Source organism: Streptomyces sp. NPDC037083 (genome assembly GCF_055606485.1).
The window spans coordinates 102362-115955 of record NZ_JBVJSQ010000001.1 but is presented as its reverse complement, the minus strand read 5'-3'; the positions used below and the strand labels follow the sequence as shown (position 1 = coordinate 115955).

14 protein-coding genes, 1 tRNA gene and 2 pseudogenes are annotated in these 13594 nt (G+C 64.4%); 10 read left to right on the top strand and 7 right to left on the bottom strand.

Going from position 1 to position 13594, the window contains the following annotated elements; translation table 11 throughout:
* Nucleotides 1–14 precede the first annotated feature (14 nt).
* The 8 genes and pseudogenes from ACZ7DE_RS00575 to ACZ7DE_RS00540 form a co-directional block, all read left to right on the top strand.
* On the top strand, nucleotides 15–200 hold the full coding sequence (locus ACZ7DE_RS00575; RefSeq protein WP_093776441.1) for a hypothetical protein: 186 nt from the start codon (nucleotides 15–17) through the stop codon (nucleotides 198–200).
* Nucleotides 197–379, top strand: a complete 183-nt coding sequence (locus ACZ7DE_RS00570; protein WP_470756406.1) for a mobile element transfer protein — start codon at nucleotides 197–199, stop codon at nucleotides 377–379. The genes ACZ7DE_RS00575 and ACZ7DE_RS00570 overlap by 4 nt, the downstream gene beginning before the upstream one ends.
* Nucleotides 380–394: 15 nt before the next feature.
* Nucleotides 395–550: a hypothetical protein gene (locus tag ACZ7DE_RS00565; protein WP_470756404.1), complete on the top strand. Its 156-nt coding sequence runs from the start codon at nucleotides 395–397 to the stop codon at nucleotides 548–550.
* A 20-nt stretch (nucleotides 551–570) separates the two neighbouring features.
* Nucleotides 571–884, top strand: a pseudogene (locus ACZ7DE_RS00560) (SpdD protein).
* Nucleotides 885–984: 100 nt separating this feature from the next.
* Nucleotides 985–2352: a replication initiator gene (locus ACZ7DE_RS00555; RefSeq protein WP_470756402.1), complete on the top strand. Its 1368-nt coding sequence runs from the start codon at nucleotides 985–987 to the stop codon at nucleotides 2350–2352.
* Nucleotides 2352–2522, top strand: coding sequence for a helix-turn-helix transcriptional regulator (locus ACZ7DE_RS00550; RefSeq protein ID WP_041669189.1), 171 nt, complete (start codon nucleotides 2352–2354; stop codon nucleotides 2520–2522). Before ACZ7DE_RS00555 ends, ACZ7DE_RS00550 begins: the two co-directional genes overlap by 1 nt.
* Complete coding sequence (locus ACZ7DE_RS00545; RefSeq protein WP_470756400.1) at nucleotides 2519–2809, top strand: hypothetical protein; 291 nt, start codon at nucleotides 2519–2521, stop codon at nucleotides 2807–2809. Before ACZ7DE_RS00550 ends, ACZ7DE_RS00545 begins: the two co-directional genes overlap by 4 nt.
* Nucleotides 2730–3329: pseudogene (locus ACZ7DE_RS00540) on the top strand (tyrosine-type recombinase/integrase); the annotation flags it as partial. The gene ACZ7DE_RS00545 and the pseudogene ACZ7DE_RS00540, both read left to right, overlap by 80 nt.
* 225 nt (nucleotides 3330–3554) lie before the next feature.
* Here ACZ7DE_RS00540 and ACZ7DE_RS00535 read toward each other — a convergent pair.
* Both ACZ7DE_RS00535 and ACZ7DE_RS00530 read right to left on the bottom strand, forming a co-directional pair.
* Nucleotides 3555–4061: a suppressor of fused domain protein gene (locus ACZ7DE_RS00535; RefSeq protein WP_470756396.1), complete on the bottom strand. Its 507-nt coding sequence runs from the start codon at nucleotides 4059–4061 to the stop codon at nucleotides 3555–3557.
* Between the two features lie 386 nt (nucleotides 4062–4447).
* A tRNA-Ser gene (locus ACZ7DE_RS00530) sits at nucleotides 4448–4506 on the bottom strand.
* A gap of 237 nt (nucleotides 4507–4743) precedes the next feature.
* Here ACZ7DE_RS00530 and ACZ7DE_RS00525 point away from each other — a divergent pair.
* Complete coding sequence (locus tag ACZ7DE_RS00525; RefSeq protein ID WP_470756394.1) at nucleotides 4744–5502, top strand: GIY-YIG nuclease family protein; 759 nt, start codon at nucleotides 4744–4746, stop codon at nucleotides 5500–5502.
* Here ACZ7DE_RS00525 and ACZ7DE_RS00520 read toward each other — a convergent pair.
* The gene (locus tag ACZ7DE_RS00520) at nucleotides 5475–5945 is read right to left on the bottom strand and encodes a very short patch repair endonuclease (protein WP_470756392.1); all 471 of its coding nucleotides are present in this window, start codon (nucleotides 5943–5945) and stop codon (nucleotides 5475–5477) included. The genes ACZ7DE_RS00525 and ACZ7DE_RS00520 overlap by 28 nt on opposite strands.
* Nucleotides 5946–6398: 453 nt before the next feature.
* Here ACZ7DE_RS00520 and ACZ7DE_RS00515 point away from each other — a divergent pair, with 453 nt between their 5' ends.
* Nucleotides 6399–7529 (top strand): DNA cytosine methyltransferase, encoded by a 1131-nt coding sequence (locus ACZ7DE_RS00515; protein WP_470756390.1) that lies wholly within the window; start codon nucleotides 6399–6401, stop codon nucleotides 7527–7529.
* A 170-nt stretch (nucleotides 7530–7699) separates the two neighbouring features.
* Here the strand turns inward: ACZ7DE_RS00515 and ACZ7DE_RS00510 are convergent, their stop codons facing one another.
* The 4 genes from ACZ7DE_RS00510 to ACZ7DE_RS00495 form a co-directional block, all read right to left on the bottom strand.
* Complete coding sequence (locus ACZ7DE_RS00510; protein WP_470756388.1) at nucleotides 7700–8203, bottom strand: hypothetical protein; 504 nt, start codon at nucleotides 8201–8203, stop codon at nucleotides 7700–7702.
* Nucleotides 8204–9416: 1213 nt separating this feature from the next.
* Nucleotides 9417–10577, bottom strand: a complete 1161-nt coding sequence (locus tag ACZ7DE_RS00505; protein WP_470756386.1) for a Fic family protein — start codon at nucleotides 10575–10577, stop codon at nucleotides 9417–9419.
* Nucleotides 10578–10581: 4 nt separating this feature from the next.
* Nucleotides 10582–11148 (bottom strand): hypothetical protein, encoded by a 567-nt coding sequence (locus ACZ7DE_RS00500; protein ID WP_470756384.1) that lies wholly within the window; start codon nucleotides 11146–11148, stop codon nucleotides 10582–10584.
* Nucleotides 11149–12478: 1330 nt separating this feature from the next.
* On the bottom strand, nucleotides 12479–13576 hold the full coding sequence (locus ACZ7DE_RS00495) for a DUF1152 domain-containing protein (RefSeq protein WP_470756382.1): 1098 nt from the start codon (nucleotides 13574–13576) through the stop codon (nucleotides 12479–12481).
* Nucleotides 13577–13594 lie beyond the last annotated feature (18 nt).

The window sequence follows — 13594 nt, the reverse complement described above, 5'->3', positions numbered from 1 at the left end:
AGGAGACGCACGCGATGCGCCCCGCCATCCGCTCCGCACTGGAGTACGCCGCAGAACTGACCCGCCGCAATCGGCTCGTCGAAGCCGTCGCCGTCGCACAAGCCGCGTTCCAACAAGCCACCGAGGACGAATTCCCCGAGATCAGGCAGTGGCTCACCGACCACGCCGACGACTTCACCGGAGAGGACGCCCAGCAATGACCAGCCCCAGGTTCCGCAACGTCCGCCGCATCGGCCCCGTCCAGGTCGCCTCGTTCATCGCCCGTGGCCGTAACCGCCACCTCGCCGCCTGCACGGCTCCGCGCTGCGACTTCTCCGCCGAATACGACAGCCGCGCCGCCGCCGAACTCGCCGCCCGCACCCACCGCTGCAAGGCCTGACAGGAGATCAACGCCATGGACGTCCCGCTCTGGTTCGCCGTGCTCGTCGTCGGCTTCCTCGGCATTCAACTCGCCCGTCCGCCCTGGTGGCTGGTCGCCCTGCTCCTCCTGGGCGGCTACCTCGTCGCCAACAGCGTTCTCGCCCCCGCCGTCGCCACGCTCCTCGACTGACCCACCGAAGGGACCGCCTCGTGTTCACCCCCAAGTACCCCCGCCCGGACACCGCACCGATCCCCACCAGCACACCCCCGACGACCTACAGCTCGTCGGTCTACAACCCCACCGCCTATGCCCCGGCCCCGGTCCCGGCGGCCCCGCCTCCAACCGGCCGGCGGTCCAACTCACCCCGGGCAGCGTGCTCACCCTCGCCGCCGGCGGGGGAGCCCTGGTCCTGGTCGTCGGCGCGGTCCTGGTCTCCATGCTCCTCGCGGTCGCCGTCACTGCCGCTTCCGTGGCCGTCTGCGCGGTCGTCATCCGCTCGATCCTCAAGAGCGACCGCCGCTGACCTCAACTGCGCAGCATCCCGGCCTGCCCGCGCTGTCTAGCCCCCTATGCAGGCCGGGATGCCCGCCCAAAACTCCCACCCTCCAAGGAGGAACCCGCACATGCGCCCCGAGGCTCCCACCGGAGCCATCCGTCAACTGGCCGCCCTCGCCCAGTACGGAGATCTCAGCACCTACGCACACCAGGTTCAGCGGCTCGGCGGCTGCGAGCGGCCCGTACGGATGGAGGGCCACCGCCTCGACGTCCACTCGGCAACCGGCGAAATCGTCCGCGAGATCTTCGACCACGACCTTCCCGCCGGACAGCTCCTCATCCGCTGCAACAACCGCCGGGCAACCCGGTGCGCCGCCTGTGCGGAGGTCTACCGCAAGGACACCTTCCACCTCGTCGCGGCCGGCCTGAGCGGCGGCAAGGGAATTGGCCCGGCCGTCGCCGGACACCCCCGCGTCTTCGCGACCTTCACTGCTCCGTCCTTCGGGCCCGTCCACAACCGACCGGGCGGCGGTCGCTGCCGCTGCGGACGCAGCCACCCGGACGACGACCCCGCTCTCGGCACGCCCTTGGACCCGGAGCGTTACGACTACCGTGCGGCCGTCCTCTGGAACGCGCACGCTGGTGCCCTCTGGGCCCGGTTCACCACCTACCTGCGCCAACAGCTTGCCTCCCGCGCGGGTATCGGCCGATCGGCGCTGCGCGACTGCCTCAAGGTGTCGTACGCCAAGGTCGCCGAGTATCAGCGGCGCGGGGCCGTCCACTTTCACGCTGTGATCCGGCTCGATGGCCCGGACGGTGCCGAGGACACCCCGCCGGTCTGGGCCACGACAGAACTCCTCAGCGACTCGATCCGCTCTGCAGCCCGGCTCGCCGAGGCGCCCGGCCCGACCCTCGACGGCCGCGCCCACACCTTCCGCTTCGGCGAACAGCTCGACATCCGCCCCATCGCCTCGGCCGACTTCACCGGACCCACCGACCTGACCAGCCGGGCTGTCGCCGCATACATCGCCAAGTACGCCACCAAGGGCGCGGAGAGCGCGACGGGCACCCTCGACCGTCCGATCCGCAACCCCGTCATCGACCTCATCGGCACCGACGTCACCGACCACGCCCGTCAGATGATCCTGACTTGCTGGCACCTCGGCGCACGCCCCGAACTCGAAGAACTCCGCCTGCGCAAATGGGCTCACATGCTCGGCTTCCGCGGCCACTTCTCCACCAAGTCCCGCGCGTACTCGGTCACCCTCGGGGCCCTCCGCCAGGAGCGCGCCGACCACAACGAAGCGCTCACCCGCGAACGCGCGGCCCTGGCCGGCCACCCCCTCCCGGACCCGGACACCGTCCTCGTCCTGTCGCACTGGCGCTTCGCCGGTACCGGGCTGACCGCCGCCGAATCCTGGCTCGCCACCTCACGGCGACCCGACACCCCGGACACGGAAGGAGACTCGTCGTGGACCGCCGACGAGACGAACTGATGACCGTTCCGCAGATCCTCGCCGAGCTGGGCGGAGTTTCCCGCCGCACCTTCTACCGCTGGCGCGAACTGGGACAGGCTCCGGAGGCGATCAAGCTTCCGAACGGTGAACTCCGCTTCTGGCGCAGTGACTTCACCTCGTGGCTTCACGGACTCGGGGAGGCGGCGTGAAGTCCCATGACGTGAAGGTGTGGAGCATCCGCAAGCGGCCGTACAAGACGCCGTCGTACGACGTGCGATGGAAGGTCGGCGACGTCCCGCCGTTCTCCGAGACCTTCCGGACCAAGGCGCTCGCCGACAACTTCCGAGCGAAGCTGCTCCGGGCTGCGCAAAAGGGCGAGGCATTCGACACGGAAACCGGTCTGCCCGACTCTATGGCGCCGACTCGTCGCGCTCTTCGCCTGCATGTACTTCGGTGGGCTGCGGCCGGCGGAAGCCGTGGCGCTACGGCGTGCTGACTGCACGCTGCCGGACACCGGGTGGGGCTCGCTGATCCTGGAGAAGAGCCGCCCCACCGTCGGGAAGCGCTGGACCGGAACGGGGGAGGTGCACGACAACCGCGGCCTCAAGAACCGGCCCGCGAGCGAGACCCGCATCGTCCCGATTCCGCCCCGCCTCGTGCGCATGCTCCGAACCCACATCGAGGAGTTCGGTACGGCGAAGGACGGCCGGCTGTTCGCCAACGAACGCGGGGGAGTGGTCGCCTCGACGACGTACTGGCGCGTCTGGGACGAGGCTCGGCACCTGGCGCTCACGCCGGAACAGGTGGCTTCACCGCTGGCCGCTCGAGCGTACGACCTGCGGCACGCGGCGCTCTCCTCGTGGCTCAACGCCGGTGTGGACCCCACCGAGGTTGCGGAGCGCGCGGGCAACAGCGTCGAAGTGCTCCTCAGCCGCTACGCGAAGTGTCTCGACGGTCGGCAGGACGTCGCCAACTGTCGGATTGCCGAGTTGCTGGACGATGCCCGCGAAGAATGAAGCAGCGGAGCGCCTGAGCCCAACCTACTCACGTGAGTAGGTTGGGCTTCTCTGCGTCCCGAGTGAAGGCGTGCAGAGCAATGCCTGTGGCAGCTCTCAGCAGGTGGCCAAGCGTCCCCCTGCTCAGGGCTGTCCCGTAAATGATCTCTGGTGTGCTGAGTGAGCTGCTGAGGCAGTCACCCGCGGGGAACCGGTTGAGAGCGGTCACCGCCGGAAATGCGGAGCTCAGGCGACCGATGCTCTGAAGGGATCAGTGGGGATGATCTCTGCCTCGTCGAAGAGCTGTTCCAACGCCTCGTGTCCGTGTTGCCGACGGAATTCGATTTCGGCGGTGGTCACCGGCAGGGTCCACAGGATGCGGGCGTGTCCTCCAGGCAGCGGGCAGTGTTCGAGGTCGGGGCCGTGGAGATAGGGCAGGCTGATCAGCAGGTGGTCGCAGGTCGACCCCGGCACCCACGGTTCACCGATCGGCATGCTGTGCTCCAGGTCGAGTTGATGCCCTCCGCAGTGGTAGTAGGCAATCATCGCCATGAGCTCGATGAACCGCTGGTCGCGGACGTGTGCGGTCATGACGAACTCAAGGCCGTTACCGTGCTGCTCCATCGAGGCCCAGCACCCGGCGGTCACATAGGCCCAACTGTCGCTGCGAGGGCCGGGCTCCACAACGAGAACTCGCAGAGCGGGCAGTGCCGCTCGCCGTTCTGGGCCGAGGTCGTAGTCGACGGCCTCCACGGCATGCCCTACGAAGAACGCCCGGACGTGTGACTCAACGGCCTCCGCGGCCGGCAGCCTTGCATCATTCACCGCTTGATCATTCCAAACTGCGATCGACTACCCCTGACCTCTTGCACAACACCAGTAGGTAGACGAGCCCGGCGACGGGCCCTGATCCACACGCCCCTCACGCACACCTGCGGCATGATGGCCTCTGGACCACGGTCCGGGGGCCTCGTCGTTTTCCGGGGCTGACCTGCTGGTTCCTGGTCGGCAGCCAGTCCACGCATAGTCCACAGCACCCGACATACGGCCGCTCCGAGCGGCACACGGCTGCACATACGCGAAGACCCCGTCCTCAGCGTTCTCGCTGATGGCGGGGTCTTTGGGCACCTAATCCAAGGTGCCCCCGGCAGGATTCGAACCTGCGCACACGGCTCCGGAGGGCGCTTGCCCAACCGGCGTTTTGCCTGGTCAGGAGGCTGACAACAGACCGCCGCGCGGTGCTGGTCCACGTCTAGGCCACGACCGCGAGCGGCTGGCACAGGCTTGCCCTCGCTGCGGCATCCGTGGCCGCCCAGTGACCCCGACGACGGGCAGGTCGATGCCATGCATGAACGCCCCCTAGTCCGCGGCCTGGAGCTGAGGCTAGTCTCGGCCGCAAATCAGTTGATCTTGCCAGCGTTGAGGACTCCACTGCATGACTAAGCGACCCACGCGCGCCGCCCTTCCGGCCCCACAGGTCCAAGACTTCCGTGACCTGTTCACCAGCGCCCTGCGAGCACAGGACTCGCAGGGCAGAAAGTGGGCCGACGCCAAGTGGGGCTGTTATGCCTTCTATGACTACGACGGTGAGCCGATCTATGTCGGGCAGACAAACGAACAGCTCCGGGTACGCGTCCGTCGCCATCTGACGAACCAGAGAACGGACGCTGTGGCGATGCGCATCTTGGACGTCTTCGAGGTTGCCGAGATGGAGTTGTGGCCGCTCTGGGAGTTTGAGGGAGTGAAAGGAGATGACAAGGAGGCTAAGAAACAACTGGACGCAGTCGAGTACTCGGCTTACCTGCGGGCCATCGAGGAAAGCCGCTTCAAGGCGATTCTCAACGAGAAAATTCCCCCGCGGTCTCAGAGGGTCGAGCTACCAGCGTCCGAGCGATTTGATCTGATCAGTGCTGAAACGCGCCGCGAACGCGGACACCCAGATATTCGGATCGCGCGCCGTGCTGAAACGATCTCCCGCCTTGCAGCCGTGGCGCACGAGCGCGGCGAGGTGTCGGATGGGTTGCGCCGAGTGCTCGTGATCCAGGCTGTCCGTTTGGCCCACCTCGCGGCCTCCAGGCTTGCCTTCGTGGAAGGCCGGCCGGAGCCCGACGCTGCCGCTATCGACGTGGAGGGACTGGTGGGAACAGTTCTCCAGGAGCACCGAGCTCAGCTGCCCTCAGAAGACCTCGACTGATTCGCTTTGCCTTCGCTTGCGCGACGGTGGCGGACTGCCTCCGCCACGGATAGCGCTGCTGTTGCGGGGTTCTCATGCTCCCAGACGCGGATCACGAGCCACCCCGCTTCAGTCAACCGCGCTGTGGTGTCCAGATCACGCTCACGGTTGCGGTTCACCTTCGCGGACCAGTACTCGGAGTTACGAGCCGCTCGCGTATGGTGCTCGGGGCAACCGTGCCAGAAACACCCGTCGAGAAAGACGGCAACCTTTTGGCGGGGAAAGACGAGGTCGGCGGTGCGGCGCAGAGCCGGCAGCGGTCTAGCGGCCACGCGGTAGCGGAGCCCGAGACTGTGCACCGCGCGACGCAAGGCGAGTTCCGGGCGGGTGTCCCGGCTGCGATTGGCCTGCATGCTGGCCCGTACACCTGCGTTTGAAGCCCACGATTCGCCCGGATCAGTCACGAGTTCATTATGGTCGGCTCTGAACCCTCGTCGGCGACCAGGGCAGATTGTCAGTGGCTGCGGCTATGTTGGTGATCGTTTGAGCGCCGCCTGGTCGTGGTGCCATGCGCCGCTGTGCTGGTGAAACAACCTGTCCAGACGTAGGAGTCAGCCGTGTCCGATCACTTGGACCTGCCGTTGGGCGACGTGAGTCCCGTCTCAGACCGCCGGAGGGCTAGAGGCAGCGTTTCGGAGCCAGATGGAGGCTCTACGGCTCGTGGTACGTCGCCATCAAGCTCAGGAGACCTGTCAGGCCCCGACTCGGCATCGGCGGTGTCAAGGATGCTCAGGACTGAAGCTGTCGAGGGAGCGTGCTCTAGGATCCATCCCGTGACTCTAGCGCCCGATCTAACTCTGTTTCCCGCCCCTGCGGCTGCCGAAGCCCCCCAGAGGGCAACCACCAGCACCTTCACGGTGGCAGAGTTCTTCGCGGGAATCGGTCTGGCGCGACTCGGCCTCGAGCGGGCGGGCTTGAATGTCGTCTGGGCCAACGATCTGTCCTCCGACAAGCAGGAGATGTACGTCGGTCACTTCGGGCAGGCCGCTCAAGAGCACTACAAGCTCGCTGACATCAAAGCGGTCGCAGAGACCATTGACGAGATGGGCGTTCCCAGGGACCTCGGACTTGCGTGGGCTTCCTTCCCATGCACCGATCTCTCCCTGGCTGGCGGACGCAAGGGGCTAGCGGGAAAGCACTCGGGGACTTTCTGGAACTTCACTGACATCTTGCGGAAATTGGGTCCCGACAAGCCGCAAGTCGTGGCCTTGGAGAATGTAAATGGATTTGCTACTAGTCATGGCGGAAAGGACCTGCGTGCGGCAATCGAGGAGCTGAACGGTCTAGGCTACTCGGTAGATGTTCTGACTCTGGATGCGCGCAGCTGGGTTCCCCAGTCGCGTCCTCGACTTTTTCTTGTGGGAACCCTTGAAGTTCCTTTGGAAGAAGACCCGGATGCTAGGGATAAATTTTTGCGTCCAGCTTGGCTGGATAGCGTATTTGCTGACGAAAGCCTAACCACTCACCGGGCAGCACTTCCTAGCCCGCCGCAGCACTCCAGCCATGGATGGACGGAACTCGTCAAGAAGAATCCCGAGGTTCCACATGAGCTGTGGTGGGACGAACAGCGAATGGAAAAGTTCCGCGCTCAGCTGTCTCCCGTCCAGTCGGACCGTATTGCTGCACTTGAAGAAACCGGCGAGGTCGTTTACCGAACGGCTTACAGGCGCACCCGAGGTGGGGTACCGGCGTGGGAGATCCGCGCGGACGACATTGCTGGTTGCTTGCGTACAACTGGGGGCGGCTCCTCCAAACAAGCAGTGGTACGAATTGAACAAGGAAAGCCGCTGCAGGCTCGCTGGATGACCCCTCGGGAGTACGCCTGCCTGATGGGCGCCGGCGACTACAAACTCCCTACGCGAACGAACCAGGCCCTCATGGGATTCGGTGACGCGGTGTGCGTCAACGCCGTGGGATGGCTTGCTGTTAATTACCTCGAGCCGCTCCTGTCGGGGAAGCTGTCTCTGCCTCATCAGCAGTTGGCTTAGGCTATGTCCTACGTGGCGAGGCGGACGAGTAGTTTGTGCTCCGAGGCTTGAAGTAGCAGCCACGGAGGGCATGCCGTCTCGTTTGGATATCGACCATAGGCCTCAGCCGTCGCTGTCACGGGTGTTGTCGGCTGAGAAGGCTCACCTCAGTGTGAGCATTAAGGACAGCCTCACTGACAGGAAGAGGTCTTCACCGCAGGGCCTTCCGCCGCCCAGCCCATGGGCCGCCTGATCTTCCCAAGCAGTGTGGTGATGTTGAAGTCCTTTGGGTACGGCTCAAGTTCTTTCGGTGTGCGAATCCACTGCCTCCCATTGCTATCGGTAAATGCTAGAGCAACTTCCTGCAAGGTGGCCCCTGATGGAACCGGCTTATAGCCGAGTTTAGGGTATCTAAGCATCGACTTGTCGAGTACTGCCTCAGAGCATGGAGCGAGCCCCTGCAAGGGCATGACGAATCCGACCTCCTGTAGGAGGAAAGCTGTGAGCACAAAAGAGACGGGGTCGGAGGAACCGTTCTTGATGTGAAGCTGTGGTCGACCTGTAGCGTGATCGACCCAAAAGGTGACATGGGCTGCCTGTTCGCGCTGTCGCAGCGCAGAGTCCTCTTGGGCCTGTTGGAGTTGATTGGAAGAGACGCGTGCCTGGTAGATGGTCGTGACGCCGGTAAAGATCAAGGTTCCTATTGCAGCTATGGCAGCAACTACAGCGCCCCATGCTTTCCAATGGAGGCGACGCCACCATCGCTCACGGAGGCCGACTTCCTCGGCCGCCTTCTTCCAGTCCGGGCCTCCCGCAGGGCGGCCGCGGCCGGGTGAGAAATCGGCTGTGTCACGCCACGGCAACCTCATACATCCCATTCGTACCGCTAGTCACTGCTGATCGCATCAGCAATGCATCGTCGTACGACAGCCTCCGCGTAGCGAGAGGGACTGGAAAACGAGGTCGGCTACACCTATACCTTCGACCGGCGCTTGGCCGGCCGCGCCACCCTCCGCATCTACACCGGCGAAGGCCCTAGCACCCGGACGGAGCTCTTCTAGGACTGCCGTACTACGTGTGGAACAACAAGCACGACACCGCCCCCGCTATGACCGCGGCCGCTTCGTCGACGATGGGTCCTGGGGCCACCGCCGCCGAGCCACGCTGTTGATCCCCTAGCGCGTGGGTGACGGCCGAGTTCGGCACCCACATACCAGCAAGATACGAGTGCGCGCCCAGGCCTCTGGCCTTTGTCCACGAGAGTACTCGTGGACAAAGCCAGGCCTCCCACGGCTGGGACGCTTCGTCCGCGAGTGACGAGCTGCACGATCTTCTCCGACAACCGCTTCAGGGGAGAGGCGGGGGAGCGGGGCGGCTGCTTTGGGCCTTCGATACCCGCTGCGGCTTGCCGCAACTGAACCACAGGGCACCCTCATTGACCGTGGCTGCCCCCTGCATCAGGCACGCCACCGGCGCGAACCTCAGCCGACGACAGTCAGCCACGACGGCGGGTGCGTCGGCCGGCCACGCACGCGTATGCCTCGCCGCACCCCCACCGGCCTCAGCCACGCTACCGGCTTGTGTCGTCGACCAGAGCAAGCTGCGACGGCGGAACCGTGGTGGCGAGGCCTTGGGCAACGGCTGCTTCGTCCCGCAGCAATTTGGGGGAGGACTCGACCTTGGGCTCTCACCTGCTGCGATAGTTCGCAGGTGTTTGCGGGCCCGCCTAGTCTTGCATCTCGTACCTGCGGTGATCCAGGGAAGGTGGCCTTGCCCTGGGATCGCGATGAGCGATGGTCTCCCTGGGCTAAGTGGCGTCATGCGCCGGCAAGGCACGCACCGAGTTACAGCGGCCTGGCAACCACGGTGCGACGGGTTCGCCCGTTCTAGGAGAACCAACCTCCGAATCTATTCCTTCACTTCCTGGAGAACCTCATCTCCTGAAATAATGGAAAATACTTGATTGGCTAGCCACAACTTCGCTCCCCCTCTTCCCGTCGTCCCGATAGGTGAGAGCCATCCACGGGATTCAAGAGATCGAATCAGATTAAGTGCCCCCTGATTGGTTACCTTAAGATTTTCACGAACCAGCCCAGTTGTGATCACGGGGTTAGTGAACAAGGTTTCCACTACGTCCGTTGCTCGACTGCGGCTTCCACTCAGCTCTGCCCGGTACTTCTCGCGCAAGTCAAGCAGTCGGCGGGCGCGAAGAACTCCGTCTTCTGCCTGTGCTGCAACTGCTGTTAGGAAGAACTGGAGCCATTGCTGAATCTCTCCTCGCTCTCGGACTGCCTGCAAGCGATCATAATACTCGCGGCGGCGAGAAGCGAAGTACGGGCTGACGTAAAGTAGGGGGACGGACACCCTATTTTCATGCCTGAGAAACAGGAGTACGAACATCCTGCCAACTCGTCCATTCCCGTCGAGGAAGGGGTGAATGGTAAGTAGTTGATAGTGGAGCAGAGCCGCCCTGATCAAGATGGGCATCCTGGGCGGTGAAAGTAGAAAATCCTCCCAGTCGGCGAGAGCTCGGTCGAGAGCTTTTCCGATAGGTGGAACAAAGACTGCTGTCTCCGGTCGGGCAGTTGGCGATCCTAGCCAAACTGGCACCTTTCTCCTGCGGCCGGGTTCCTTGCCGTGAATATCTCTCATAAGCATGGAATGGACTCGGAGGACGAGCGCTATGTCCACGTTTGTGGCCGCCAGTTCGAGTCCTTTTTCAAGGGCATCGATATGGGCAGCTACCTCTTCTACTTCCTGATGGGTGCTGCTCTGTGCGGCTTGAGCTTGGAATACCTGGGTAAGGCTGGCTTGGGTACCTTCGATGCGAGCGCTGGCCAGCGCCTCTCGGACTGCGTAGGGCCGCAAGAGTAGGCGTGGCTCCTGGAGCATGCCGCCCACCCCAGAGAGGCGACCTAGTGCGGCGTCGGCGTCAGATAGGGCGAGCTGAGTCTCTGGTTCTAGGTCCAGCTCCCGAGGCATCGGTGCTGGGTCGAACCACCAGAAGTCGCCCTCCTCGTCGTGCTGGAGCTCGCCGAAGCGGGACGACGCAATCTGATCTGGGCGCATAGGGCTAACTTACAACGCAGACGGGAACTTCGTTGAGACGTCGTCGGCTGGGTGTACCCTGTGTTGAGTCAGAGTGGACTGGAGGGCAGTTACGTTGGCGGTTGTCGCAGCGGCCGTTGTGGACAGCCGCAACGTGTTTCACCAGGCCGGAGAGGCGCTGGGCGTCCCGGCGTGCCCATCTGTCCCGGGGGTGCGCGCGGCTATGGCTCGCTATGGCTTCGATGTGCAGGAGATCCATGTCGGGCTGGCTGTTGCCAGGTCCAGGGATCGGCAAGCCTTGGCGCGGCAGCATGCTGTTAACGATCGCTACCGGCAGCAGGTGCTCGCCGACGGTGGTCAGGTACTCCTGGGTGAGCTGCACAAGAAGTCGAGTGGCCCAGTCCAGGAAAAGATGGTCGACAGTTCCTGTTGCGTGAGGATTACTCGATACGTCGACGAGATCGCCTACGGCCGTTCTGGCGTCCAGGCCATCCTTGTTTTGAGCAAAGACATTGATCTTCAGCCAGCGGTCGACTACGCGGTCGAGTCCCAAGTTCCGATCTTCGTCGGAGCCCTCGACGTGGTTCAGCACCGGCCGCACCCCTATCTGCTGCTCGGCCCACACGCCTACGCGGAGATGACAGCAAGCTCCCGAGGGGCCAGTGGACATGACCTTCGTGAGGAACTCGCAACAATGCTCTACACGGGGGCTGCCCAACACTGGACTGTAAGGCAGGCTGGGGCTCAAGTCTTCTTGGAGCACGTCACGGGTCTCAGGGGAACAGCTGTGACAGGGGTGCGTCTCCCCGGCAGGGGAAGATCGGTTTCGTTGTATCCCGTGGACGTGGAGTTTCCGGCAGGAGCGTTCCCCAGGCTGGTGTGCAACGTTCAGCCGGCGCAGACGCCTGCCTGGGACACGGCGACCGTCACTCAGCGCGCAGCGCCAATGGGGCTGTGTGTCAAGCGTAGTGGCGGTGCAGTTGAGCGCCCCCACTTCCCTCAGGGCGGCGTCGTTCCGGGAGAGGTGGTTTTGGTACATAGGGCGACCGGCAAGGTCTTGGGGCGGCTGCCTCGACTTTGTGCTGCACGCTCCTTCGACCCCGACGTGGTTACTGTGGTCAGAGTCATTTCGGCGCTTCCGCGAGGTGGTGCTCTGGCTGCTGATGGCTCAGGCCAGCGGGGACTTCTCAACACTGACCAGAAGGTTCGGCCAGGTCAGCGGATTGCCGCAGCGCAGGTTGGGCTCAAACCCAAGGGGCCGGTTTGGGTTGCCACCAGCTCACCACTGGCCTAGGAGCGCTGCAAAATGCGAAAGGGGCGACCTAAGTCGCCCCTCCGTTAAAGCGGGCCCTAAGTCCCGCACTGAGTCTTCGCCAGCGTACACAGCCACGCCGTTGCGGTCAACCAAACTGGCGGGCTCATGAGGGTCGGTGCTAGCGGCGGAGTCTCGGCAAAATACCAGGTCAGACGGACCCTTGGCTACAGTGATGGGGGGTCTCGGTTCACTGCAACAGTCATCGTTTGAGTGGTGCGTACGGGTGATGTCCGGACTTGAGATGGTGCTGCCTTGGCATCTGATGAGCCCCTTCTCCGAGACATGCTCGGAGGAGCGGCTTTGGGGTGGCGCTGCTTTGGCGCGAGTCATCAGGGCCCCGTAAGCTTCCGGCACGTCTGGCAGTCTGTGGACCTGCCCGGTAAAGCACGACGTTGAGGCCATGATCTTCGAGGCTCGCGTCGAAGTGGCTCCGTAAGCCGTGGAGCAGACCACCCCAGCCACGACGTGCCCCTTCTACGGTAAGAGTGCGCGCGGCGCGGGCGCCGGTCGGGCTGGAGCGGGGCGGAGACAGGAGCGCAGGCCCGGCCGGGGGCCGGGTCGCGCGCGGGGAGCGGAGCGAGCCGCCTTGAACCCGTGAAGAAGGTTGTTACTCAGTCGCGGCTGGAATGCTCCAAAGCGGTGCACAGTACCGCTCCGGTCGGCTGCTGATGAGTAGCTGGCGTAGGTCGTCTCGCTGGGTGCCGCTCAGGTTCAGGGCCTCTGTCAAGTGGCGGAAGGTCGTGTGGGTGACTCCGCGGCTTCGGGCCTCGTCCTCGAACGCATCGAGCTCGGAGAGCACGGTGTCCGGATCGAGCTTCACCGCTGGCTGGTCCTTGAGCCAGGCGGCCTTGTTGCGTTCGTAGTCGATCTCCGAGTAGCCGCAAACCTCCCGGCTGTGGGTTTCGGCCTCGTACAAGCTGGTGGTCGACAGGACCGCGCGGGCCAGCTGGTTGCGGTGCAGAGCGTCGTCCATGTCGACTTCGTGCACTGTAGGGCTGTCATCGGTGAGTGGGATGAGGAGTCCGGCGTCGCGTACCTCGCAGACGCCCCTCGCCCCTCGTGCTGCCGCAGCAAGCATTCCCGTGGCCTCGGAGGGATGCCACTCCAGAACGCCGCTCACCGGTCCCGTGTCTTTCAGGGCGAACCCGTGGACCAGAGGACCGAGCACGCTGAGTACCTCATCGGCTGGGAGTTCGCCGTCCAAGCCGGGGCCGGCCACCAGGAGCCGCACAGGAGCGTTCACCTGGCAGCAGGCGGCCAGAGTCAGAGCGTCCCCAAGAGGGCTCTTAAGGGTCGGTTCGTCGCCTCGCGCGAGGATGTCTCCCCCCACGTCCAGGAGATCGACTGAGGTCGGTGCCAAGAGGGCTATCAGCTCTTCGAGTTGGCGCGCTACGCCTTCGGCGCCATGGCGCGGGTCGATCAGGGCGAAGGTATGGGGGAGCTCCGCGGCGAGCCGGGGGAGGGTGGATCCTGCCGGGGCGATCGGGCGGGCCGCAGCCGGCACTGACCACACGGTTTTGGTGAGCTGCTGTAGGCCGGTGAAGTCGGAAGGGGCTCGGGGGCCCGGCACCGGGTCGACCAACAGGCGGTCCCACGCGTACGTGAGGATCACCGCCTGGCCGTCGTCGCCGTACAAGGCGGCGTCAAGCATTGCGGCGGCGACTGCGTCGCCCCCTCCTCCTGCTGCGACGATCAACCGCGTCATGTGCTCAACATTACGGGC